The sequence below is a fragment of the Actinoallomurus sp. NPDC050550 genome (genome assembly GCF_040655075.1).
Lineage (GTDB): Bacteria > Actinomycetota > Actinomycetes > Streptosporangiales > Streptosporangiaceae > Actinoallomurus.
This window is the reverse complement of sequence record NZ_JBFAJC010000089.1, coordinates 23717-33233: the sequence shown is the minus strand read 5'-3', so window position 1 is coordinate 33233 and position 9517 is coordinate 23717. Positions and strand designations below refer to the sequence as shown.

General features: G+C 71.0%; 11 protein-coding genes and 1 pseudogene. 10 read left to right on the top strand and 2 right to left on the bottom strand.

Annotated elements, in window-relative coordinates:
- From AB0I04_RS52470 to AB0I04_RS52425, 10 genes and pseudogenes are all read left to right on the top strand, one after another.
- Window positions 1-395, top strand: a pseudogene (locus AB0I04_RS52470) (PTS mannose transporter subunit IIA); the annotation flags it as partial.
- A gap of 8 nt (window positions 396-403) precedes the next feature.
- Window positions 404-703 (top strand): PTS lactose transporter subunit IIB, encoded by a 300-nt coding sequence (locus AB0I04_RS52465; protein ID WP_360903620.1) that lies wholly within the window; start codon window positions 404-406, stop codon window positions 701-703.
- Window positions 696-1142: a PTS sugar transporter subunit IIA gene (locus tag AB0I04_RS52460; protein WP_360903617.1), complete on the top strand. Its 447-nt coding sequence runs from the start codon at window positions 696-698 to the stop codon at window positions 1140-1142. Before AB0I04_RS52465 ends, AB0I04_RS52460 begins: the two co-directional genes overlap by 8 nt.
- On the top strand, window positions 1139-2173 hold the full coding sequence (locus tag AB0I04_RS52455; protein ID WP_360903614.1) for a zinc-dependent dehydrogenase: 1035 nt from the start codon (window positions 1139-1141) through the stop codon (window positions 2171-2173). The genes AB0I04_RS52460 and AB0I04_RS52455 overlap by 4 nt, the downstream gene beginning before the upstream one ends.
- A 12-nt stretch (window positions 2174-2185) precedes the next feature.
- On the top strand, window positions 2186-2470 hold the full coding sequence (locus AB0I04_RS52450; RefSeq protein ID WP_360903611.1) for an HPr family phosphocarrier protein: 285 nt from the start codon (window positions 2186-2188) through the stop codon (window positions 2468-2470).
- Complete coding sequence (gene ptsP, locus AB0I04_RS52445; protein ID WP_360903608.1) at window positions 2463-4181, top strand: phosphoenolpyruvate--protein phosphotransferase; 1719 nt, start codon at window positions 2463-2465, stop codon at window positions 4179-4181. Before AB0I04_RS52450 ends, ptsP begins: the two co-directional genes overlap by 8 nt.
- Before the next feature lie 205 nt (window positions 4182-4386).
- Window positions 4387-5142 (top strand): hypothetical protein, encoded by a 756-nt coding sequence (locus AB0I04_RS52440; RefSeq protein WP_360903605.1) that lies wholly within the window; start codon window positions 4387-4389, stop codon window positions 5140-5142.
- 69 nt (window positions 5143-5211) lie between these two features.
- Window positions 5212-5439, top strand: coding sequence for a hypothetical protein (locus tag AB0I04_RS52435; RefSeq protein ID WP_360903602.1), 228 nt, complete (start codon window positions 5212-5214; stop codon window positions 5437-5439).
- 12 nt (window positions 5440-5451) lie between these two features.
- On the top strand, window positions 5452-6129 hold the full coding sequence (locus tag AB0I04_RS52430; protein WP_360903599.1) for a response regulator transcription factor: 678 nt from the start codon (window positions 5452-5454) through the stop codon (window positions 6127-6129).
- Window positions 6126-7487, top strand: a complete 1362-nt coding sequence (locus AB0I04_RS52425; protein WP_360903596.1) for a HAMP domain-containing sensor histidine kinase — start codon at window positions 6126-6128, stop codon at window positions 7485-7487. Before AB0I04_RS52430 ends, AB0I04_RS52425 begins: the two co-directional genes overlap by 4 nt.
- 109 nt (window positions 7488-7596) lie before the next feature.
- On the opposite strand, the gene AB0I04_RS52420 is transcribed toward AB0I04_RS52425, so the two are convergent.
- Both AB0I04_RS52420 and AB0I04_RS52415 read right to left on the bottom strand, forming a co-directional pair.
- The gene (locus tag AB0I04_RS52420) at window positions 7597-8298 is read right to left on the bottom strand and encodes a hypothetical protein (protein ID WP_360903593.1); all 702 of its coding nucleotides are present in this window, start codon (window positions 8296-8298) and stop codon (window positions 7597-7599) included.
- 175 nt (window positions 8299-8473) lie between these two features.
- The gene (locus tag AB0I04_RS52415) at window positions 8474-9235 is read right to left on the bottom strand and encodes a DeoR/GlpR family DNA-binding transcription regulator (protein ID WP_360903590.1); all 762 of its coding nucleotides are present in this window, start codon (window positions 9233-9235) and stop codon (window positions 8474-8476) included.
- Between the last annotated feature and the right edge of the window lie 282 nt (window positions 9236-9517).

Below are 9517 nucleotides of genomic sequence, written 5' to 3'. Positions count from 1 at the left end.
CCAGCGTCCCCGCCGCGATCGTCATCCAATTCCTCGGCGGCATCCACGAGATCTACTTCCCCTACGTCCTGATGAAACCGCGACTCATCCTCGCCTCCATCGCCGGCGGCGCGGCGGGCATCGGAACCTTCATGATCACCGGCGCGGGCCTGGTCGCCACTCCGTCGCCGGGCAGCATCTTCGCGTACGCGGCAGAGGCTCCGAAGGGCAGTTGGTTCGGCGTCTTCGCGGGTGTGTTCATCGCCGCCGCCGTGTCCTTCGCCGTCGGCTCGGTGCTCCTGGGCTTCGGCCGGCTCGCCGAATCCGAGTCCGAGTCCGAGTCCGCGGAGGAGACCGCCGAAGATGAAACTGCTGTCGAGCGGCCTGCGGCCCGCACCGAACCCCAGGGAGCGTGAGGACGGAAATGAACGGTAAGGACGTCAAGAAGCTCGTGGTGGCCTGCGACGCGGGCATGGGCAGCAGCGTCATGCTGGCCAGCCAGCTGCGCAAGGAACTGCGGAAGTTCTCGGTCGAGGTGGAGCACACCCCGGTCAACTCCATCCCCGGCGACGCCGACGTCGTGGTCTGCCACGCCGGTCTGGGCGCGCGGGCCAAGGCATCGGCCCCCGACACCCCGATCGTGACCTTCCAGGTCTTCCTCGGCGACCCGGCGGTGACCCGCCTGGTGACCGCCATCAAGAACGGGAGCGAGTTCAATGCCTGACCTGCTCGATCGCGCCGCGATCCGCCTGGACGCGGTCGCGGCCGACCGGGACGAGGCGATCCGCCAGTGCGGACACGCACTCGTGGGCGTGGGGGCGGTCGACGCCTCGTACATCGAGGCGATGGTCGAACGCGAGCGTTCGGTCCCGACCTACGTGGGGGAGGGCGTGGCCATCCCCCACGGCACGCTCGAAGGCAAGGACGCCGTCCGCCACGACGCGATCTGCGTGCTGCGCTTCCCCGACGGAGTCGACTGGGACGGGCACCTGGTGAAGCTGTGCGTCGGGATCGCCGCCAAGGGTGACGGGCACGTCCGGCTGCTCTCGGAGCTGGCCCAGATCCTGCTCGATCCGGACAGTGCCCGCGCGCTGCGAGAGAGCGCGAACGTCGATGAGGTGGTCCGGCTGCTGCAGCCGGCCGCAGAGGAGGTTATTCAGTGAAGGTCGCCCGATTCCACGCCCCCGGAGACATCCGCCTGGAGGATGCGCCCGAGCCGTCGCCGGGGCCTGGTGAGGTCAAGGTCCGGGTGCGGAACTGCTCCACCTGCGGCACCGACGTCAAGATCTCCAAGTACGGCCACCACCACATCCGCCCGCCCCGCGTCATGGGCCACGAGATCGCCGGCGAGATCGCGGAGGTCGGCGACGGCGTGACCGGATGGCAGCCCGGGGACCGGGTGCAGGTGATCGCCGCGATCCCCTGCGGGCACTGTGAGGAATGCCGCCGCGGGCACATGACCGTGTGCCCGAACCAGGAGTCGATGGGCTATCACTACGACGGCGGCTTCGCCGAGTACACCATCGTGCCCGCCAAGGTCCTGGCCGTCGACGGTCTGAACCGCATCCCCGATGGCGTCGGCTTCGCCGAGGCCTCCGTCGCCGAGCCGCTCGCCTGTGTCCTCAACGGCCAGGAGCTGGCCCGGGTGGGGGAGGGCGATGACGTGGTGGTGATCGGCGCCGGGCCGATCGGCTGCCTGCACGTCCGCCTGGCCCGCTCCCGGGGAGCGGCGCGGATCTTCCTGGCCGACCTCAACGCCGAACGCCTGGCCATGTCCGCCGAACGGGTGCACCCCGACGCGGCACTGACCGGCACCGACGTCGTCGATCAGGTGCTGAAGCTGACGAACGGCCGGGGCGCCGACGTGGTGATCACCGCCGCGGCCTCGGGCGCCGCCCAGGAACAGGCCCTACAGATGACCGCACGCCAGGGCCGGATCAGTTTCTTCGGCGGGCTGCCCAAGGACAACCCGATCATCGCGCTCGACTCCAACCTGGTGCACTACCGGGAGCTGACGATCGTGGGCGCCAACGGATCCAGCCCCGCCCACAACGCCCGCGCCCTGGACCTCATCGCCACCGGCGCCGTGCCCGTCACCGACCTGATCACCCACCACCTCCCCCTGACCGACGTGTTGAAGGGCATCGACATCGTGTCCCAAGGCACCGCGATCAAGGTCACCATCGAGCCCTGACGAGGAGCAGACATGTCGACGCGTACCGTGGCCATCGCCTCCCGCACCGGCCTGCACGCGAGGCCGGCGGCGCTGTTCGTCAAGGCCGCCGCCGACCAGAACGTACCCGTGCGCATCCGCGTCGGGGACGGCCCGGCCGTACCCGCCGCGAGCATGCTCGCCGTGCTGTCCCTCGGCGCCGGGCACGGCACCGAGGTCACCCTCGAGGCCGACGGGCCGGGCGCCGACGCGGCCCTCGACTCGCTCGCGGCCCTGCTCGCCCGTGACCTGGACGCCGAGGAAGCGGCCGATGCCTGACCTCGACGTCCCGGTCGGCGCGCCGCCGCGGACCCTCCAGGGCATCGGGGTCGGCCCCGGCCTGGCCGCCGGCCCGGTGGCGCGGATGGCGTCCCCGCCCGCGTTGCCGGACAGGCGTCCCGTTCTTCCCAACCAACCTGCCCCGACCGACCTCCCGGGCACCGACCCGGACCGCGAACTCGCTGCGGCCGTACGGGCGCTGGAGGCCACCGAGGCCGACCTGCGGGCCCGCGCCGACGCGGCCACCGGCGAGGCCCGCGACATCCTGGCGGCGCAGGCGATGATCGCCGCGGATCCGACCCTCCGGGATGGGGTGGCCGAGTGCGTACGGAGCGGGGAGGACGCCCCGCACGCGCTGCGGACCACCTTCGACCGGCACCGGGAGATCCTCGCCGCGCTCGGCGGGTACCTCGGCGAACGCGCGGCCGACCTCGACGACATCGCGCACCGGGCGATCGCCGCCGCTCTCGGCCGGCCGATGCCGGGCCTGCCGGCGCCCGGGCATCCGTTCGTCCTGGTCGCCGACGACCTGGCGCCCGCAGATACGGTCGGGCTCGACCCGGAGACCGTGCTCGCCCTGGTCACCGAGCGCGGTGGACCGACCAGCCACACCGCGATCCTCGCGCGGGCGCTCGGCCTGCCCGCGGTCGTCGGCTGCGCCGGGATCCTCGACGTGCCGGACGGCACGCTGGTCACGGTGGACGGCACCGGCGGCGGAGTCCGCGCGGGCGTCGGCGACGAGGAGGCGGCGGAGGTACGCGCGCGGGCGGACGACGAGCGGGCCAGGCTCGCCGCCGGGCGCGGCCCCGGGCGTACGGCGGACGGGCATTCGGTCGACCTCATGGTCAACATCGGGTCAGCCGCCGATCTCCGGGGAGCGGACCTCGACGGGGTCACCGGGGTCGGCCTGTTCCGCACCGAGTTCCTCTTCCTGGACCGCAGGGACGCGCCCGGCCTGGACGAACAGGTCGCCGCGTACGCCGAGGTGTTCGCCCTCTTCCCGGAGGGCACCGTCGTCGTACGGACGCTGGACGCCGGTGCGGACAAGCCGCTGCCCTTCCTCGGCCTTCCGGAGGAGCCGAATCCGGCGCTCGGCGTGCGCGGCCTGCGGGTGGCCCGGGACCAGCCCCACATCATGGAAACCCAGCTGGAGGCGATCGCGCGGGCCGCTGAATGCACGACCACGGACGTGTGGGTGATGGCCCCCATGGTGTCGACCCCCGTGGAGGCGGAGGACTTCGTCACGCGGGCCCGGGCGTACGGCCTGCGCACGGCCGGCGTGATGGTCGAGGTACCGGCCGCCGCCCTGCGGGCCGAGCGCCTTCTCGAGGTCGCCGACTTCCTCAGCATCGGCACCAACGACCTCAGCCAGTACACCCTGGCCGCCGACCGGCAGTCGGGCGCCCTCGCCGACCTACTCGACCCGTGGCAACCGGCCCTGTTGCAGCTGATCGCGGCCTGCGCGGCCGCCGGTGGGCGCGGCGGCAGGCCGGTCGGGGTGTGCGGTGAGGCCGCCGCCGATCCCGCCCTCGCGCCGGTGCTGGTCGGCCTGGGCGTCACGAAACTGTCGATGAGCCCGCGCAGCGTGCCCGCCGTACGCGCCCGTCTCGCCGCGCACAAGCGTGCCGAATGCGAGGAGCTGGCCCGGCTGGCGCTCGACGCCGCCGACGCCGCCGCGGCCCGGGCGGCGGTGCTCTCCGCAAACCCCTGACGCCGGCCTCGAAAGAATGCCCCCCGCCGTCGCGGGGGGCATTTTTGTGTGCCGGGTCGCCATTTCATTAGGGCGGCTTAAATTAGCGAATCAAAAAGGCGTGTCCTCAAAATTCGTTATGCGGCTCTTAAGTGGCAGCTAAAGTACTGATGCCCATTTCCGACTATAAAGGAGGTGTCAGCAAAACTCATCGAGGAGGAATTCGATGAACCGAGTACGTGCGGGCCTGGTCGCACTCACGGGAGCCGCGATGGTCGGGGCCGGACTGCTTCTTCCGGCCGGGCCGGCGAACGCGAAGGTGGTCACGGTCACGGGTGATCTGCTCGACACCTGTCCCGACTCCGGCGTGACCGTCCCCTACAAGGCCGACCGGTGCAAGTTCGTCCCGGAGAGCCAGGAGTCGTTCCAGTCGGACTTCCACGTCCCGCAGAACGACGAATACGCCTGGAACTGCACGACCGCCCCGCAGGACCACCAGTACCAGATCACTGACACCGTCGAGGAGTCGAACAGCTTTGGGATCAGCGGCGGCCCCAAGTTCAAACTGGGGGAGGCCATCGAGATCGGGGTGGAGGCCAGCTACGGCCACGTCTGGAACAAGGGCACCTGGACCTGGAACGGCGACACCCACCACGTCCAGCCCGGCAACGTCGGCTGGCTCGAGCTCTCCACGGAGATGCTGAAGGTCAACGGTCACTGGCAGATCAACTACGGGGACCGGGTGAAGACCTCGGACGACGGCGACGCGCACTTCGAGTGGTACGTCGGAGGCTCGGTCACCGACGACAAGGACGCCGGCACGCACAACGTGACGTTCAAGGAACGCCCCATGACCGACGAGGAGAAGAACCGGGTCTGCGGCGACAACGGCCAGGGCCCGGGCGAGGGCTCGCCGGGCCTGCGCAGGGAGGTCCAGAACATGGTGATCACGCAGGACGCGGCAGGCAACGTGCGCAAGTGACCGCAGGGGGCCAGGCGGCCGCACCACGGGCCGCCCGGCCCCTTCGCGCGCTCGCGGAATGGAGATCGAATGAACATCCGCATGGCCGGAAAGCCGCGGTTGGTGACCATCTTCGTCATCGCCGCCGCGAACGTCGCCACCCTCACCACGGCCGTCGTCGCCTTGCCGACGACCGCGGAGCACGGAACCAAGGCCCATCACTCCGAATACGCGAAGAGTGTCAACGTCGACGAGATCTCGCAGGTCATCGCCGATTATTCGGCCAAGAGAAAGCAGATTCGGCGAGAGGGCAGGTAGTACAGTTTCGTCATGGCGAAGGTATTAGTGGTGGAAGACGACGTCGATGTCCGGACCGCACTTGTACACGACCTGACCGAACGCCGCCACTCCGTCCGCAGCGTCGGGGCCGCCTGGGAGGCGCTGCGCGATATCTCCGACCGGCCGCCCGATGCGGTTCTGCTGGATCTCGGGCTACCCGATCTCGACGGTTTCGAATTGCTCAAGATGCTGCGCGCGGTATCCGAGGTTCCGGTCATCGTGGTGACGGCTCGCGACGACGATCAGGAAGTCGTGCGGCTGCTGAACGCCGGGGCGGATGATTATGTGGTCAAGCCGTTCACGATCGATCAGCTCGAGGCACGGCTCGGCGCGGTTCTGCGGCGTGCGCGCGGTGGCGGCGAGTCCACGGTCATTGAGGTCGGCGGGCTGCGCATCGACGTCGTCCGGCGTGAGGTGCAGCTCGATTCGCGGCCCATCGAGCTGACGCGGCGGGAGTTCGACCTGCTGGCCTTCCTCGCATCGCGGGCCGGGGAGGTCGTCTCGCGCGCCGATCTGCGGTCCGAGGTGTGGCAGCAGCCGTACGGCGACGACCAGACCATCGACGTGCACCTGTCCTGGTTGCGCCGCAAGCTCGGCGAGACCGCGGCCGCCCCGCGCTACCTCCACACGGTGCGCGGGGTCGGGTTCAAGCTCATGGACCCGACGTGAGGCGATCCCTCGCGATGGTCGCGCTGGCGGTGACCTCGATGGTCGCTTTGGCCTTCCTGATCCCGTCCGCCCTGGTCGTACGCGAGGCGGCGGCCGACCGTGCGGTCATCCGCGCTCAGCGCCGGGTCGGCGCGGTCCTCCCGGTCGTGGTGGCCTCCGGCGATCCGGCCGTGGTGAGCCGGGCGATCGCGGGCGCGTCCGCCGGCGGCCGGGACCGCATCGGCGTGACGATGCCCGGGGGAACGCGGATCGGGGAGCAGTCGGCGGTGTCCCCGGCGGTCATCGCGGGGGTCCGCGACCGGGGGCAGGCGCTGGAGGCGAGCGTCGGCCATCGGCCGGTGGTGCTGCAGCCCGTCCCGGCCGGGAACGCGGGCATGGCCGTGGTGGAGGTCGATGTGGGCGCCGGCGGCCTCCCGCCCGGTGTCGTATCGGCCTGGATCGTGATGACCCTGGTCGCCGTGTTCCTGGTGGCGTGCTCGATCCTCGCCGCGGATCGGCTGGGCCGGCGAGTGGTCGGCTCCGCGCGGCGGCTGGCGGGCGCGGCGGCCCGGCTCGGCTCCGGTGACGTGACCGTTCGCATCCGCCCGGAAGGGCCGCCCGAACTGGAGGAGGCCGCGTACGCCTTCAACGCCATGGCGGACCAGATCGCGCAGCGGCTGACGGCCGAACGCCAGTTCGCGGCCGACCTGTCGCACCGCCTGCGCACGCCGCTGACCGCCCTCCGGCTGAACATCGACCGTCTCGGCCAGGGACCGGAGATGCGGAAGGCGCGCCTGGCGATGACCCGCATGGAGCAGGAGATCGACATCGTCATCAAGACCGCGCAGCGCCCCGGCGGGGAACACGCGACGACCACGTGCGACGCGACCGAGGTCGTCCAGGACCGCGTCGCGTTCTGGTCGGTGCTGGCCGAGGACCAGGGCCGCCGCTGGCGGCTGCACGGGCTCGACCGCCCGGTGCCGGTGCCGGTCGGCCGCGGTGAGCTCGCGGCCGCGCTGGACGCCGTGCTGGGGAACCTGTTCCACCACACGCCCGAGGGCACGGAGTTCGCGGTGACGATGCGGACCGGTCCCGACCGGGTCGGCGTCCTGGTCTCCGACGCGGGGCCGGGGATCGCCGATCCCCAGCTCATGCTGCAGCGGGGGAGGTCCGGAGGCGGCTCGACGGGGTTGGGCCTGGACATCGTGCGCCGGCTGGCGGAGTCCACCGGCGGTGAGCTGCGCATCGACCGATCCGCCATGGGAGGCGCGCAGGTGGGAATCTGGCTGCGCACGACCGTCGTGCGGCGGAGGCGCCGCAGGCGGAGCCGCGCGGCGCGGCTGCTTCCGGGACGGCCGGCCCATCGCGCGTCGTCGTGAGCCCGGTCGGCCACCGCGTGCAGTCGTGAGCCCGGTCGGCCATCGCGCGTCGTCGTGAGCCCGGTCGGTCGGTACGACCCCGGTCGCCGGCACCGCCCGATGAGCGTGGTCAGCCCCACGCCGTCTTGAGCACCGCCACCGCGTCGGCGATCGAGCAGCCGGGCGGCACCTCCAGGAAGGCGATGTTGCCGTTGACGTCCCGGGTGCGTCCCTGGATCGTGTCCTGGCAGGCCGCGTCCGCCCGGATCGCCGTGATCTTGAAGAATCGGCCGATGTCGCGCGTGCCGTCGCCGATCTGCTGGATCGACGAGCTCCACCGGCCGCCCTGGGCCCGTACCGGGCCGTCGTCGGTCAGGTAGAACCGCCCGTCCGGGGCGTAGACGAAGATGCGCAGGACATCGCCCCGGAGGTCGCCGACGCGTCCGTGGACCAGCACTCCGGCCCGGCCGTTGACCTTGGCCTGATCCGGGGGAGAGGTGATCGTGACGGCGGGGGCGGCCGTCGGCGTGGGTAAGGAAGCGGGCCGGGACCGGGTCGGCGTGGGCCGGGGGCGGATCGACGCCCGCGGTGGGTTTGGACCGGGCGTGCGCTTCGCGGCGGCGGGCGTGGTGCTCGGCGGCGCCGGCGACGGCGGGACCACCACCGGCAGAGCCTGGTGGGTCTCGCTTCCCGTCGCGTAGATCTCCTGGATGCCGCAGTAGGAGGTCACGACGGCACCGGAGGTGACGAGCAGCCAGACCGCGGCGTACTTCCGTTTTCCGCCGAGTGGCCGGCTGCGACGTCTGTGGCCGGGCCGGGGAGAACGCGTCATGTTCGGCCTCCGCTTCCGCGTAGGCGCCACCGGTCGATGCCCGTTTGGCTGTCTTCCGGTTGCTTCTACTTTTGTTTATCGCGCTTTGTGTTGGTTGTCAACGGCGTCGTCAGTCGCCGCAAGGCAATCGGTAATACGCAGCTCAAGGCCGCAGAGGTTCAGCGTGTGGTCCGCGTCACACGCGTACGACTTCCGGGCCCTCCGCTGCGAGGTCCGCGGCGAGTCCGGCGTCCAGGCCGGTGTCCGTGATCAGAACGCTGACCTCGGACAACGCGGCGAACCGCGCGAGGTAGTCGTTGCCCACCTTGGTGTGGTCGACGAGGACGACCGTGCGCCGCGCGGCCTTCATCATCGACTCCTTCATCGCGGCCTCGGCCGGGTCGGGCGTGGTCAGCCCGGCCTCCACGGAGCATCCGTTCGTGCCCATGAACGCCACGTCGACGCGAAGCCGGTCGAGCGGCCGCATCGCCCAGTCGTCGACCGTCGCGAGCGTACGCCCGCGGACCCGGCCGCCCAGCATGATCACGTTCAGGTTCGGGCGCGTCGCGAGGACCGTCGCAAGAGGCGGGGAGTTGACGATGACGGTCAGCTCCCGGTCGCTCGGCAGGACCTCGACCAGACGCCCGGTCGTCGAGCCCGCGTCGATGATGACCGATCCCTCGTCCGGCAACTCGGCGAGAGCAGCCTTGGCGATGCGCTCCTTCTCGGCCGTCAGCACGGCGTCGCGGGCGGCGAGCGCCGGCTCGAAGCCGAGTCGCTCGACGGGGATCGCCCCGCCGTGCACGCGGCGCAGCGTGCCCGCCCGCTCGAGGACCGTCAGATCCCGGCGGATGGTCTCCATCGTGACGCCGAAGTCCTCCGCGAGCGTCACGACGTCGACCCGGCCGGCCTCACGGGTGCGGCGGAGAATCTCCTGCTGGCGTTCTTCGGCGTACATGATGTTGGTTCGCTGCCTGTTCCTACGTGGTTTTCCTTTTGGTATCGCCATCAATGTGCGCCGTCAAGTCGCGCTGGTCGGGACTGGCGGCTTCTCCTGGCGGATCGCCCCTCCCGGGGCGGCCTGCCGGGCGGCCTCCTCCGTGGCATAAGCATCCGTTAAGGCGCGCATAAGGGTGGGTCGACGGCCTGCTCGGTATAACGGATCGGCCGCCCTCCCCGCAGGCTGTTGTCCAGGCGCAACGGACTTTGTTGACACCTTGTTTTAAGGCGGTTAGTGTCC